Source organism: Mesorhizobium sp. M1A.T.Ca.IN.004.03.1.1 (assembly GCF_003997555.1).
Classification (GTDB): Bacteria; Pseudomonadota; Alphaproteobacteria; order Rhizobiales; family Rhizobiaceae; genus Mesorhizobium.
Genome location: NZ_RZTV01001092.1, coordinates 1 through 235, shown reverse-complemented (window position 1 = coordinate 235; position 235 = coordinate 1). Strand labels below are relative to the sequence as shown.

Below are 235 nucleotides of genomic sequence, written 5' to 3'. Positions count from 1 at the left end.
CGTCGATCGACTGATTCTGGCAGACCATGCAGCGCAGTTCGGCCGATAGCGCCCGGGCGCGGGCCTCCAGCGCCGGATCCGCCAGCACCTCGTCGGGATTGACGGCGAAGGCGGAAACGGGTGCGAAGAACACGAACACGGCGACGAGGAGACGGGAGAGACGCATCATTCCGCCGGCTCCATCGCAGGAGCTGCGGCCTTCGCCTTTCGGCGCGGGGCGCCGACGCGCAGGCGC

At 69.8% G+C, this 235-nt stretch carries 1 protein-coding gene; it reads right to left on the bottom strand.

Features of this window, described 5'->3' with window-relative positions; all coding sequences use genetic code 11:
- Positions 1-169: cytochrome c-type biogenesis protein CcmH (locus EOD29_RS35050; RefSeq protein ID WP_164764104.1), on the bottom strand; the 169-nt coding region annotated here is incomplete at its 3' end.
- Positions 170-235: the final 66 nt, after the last annotated feature.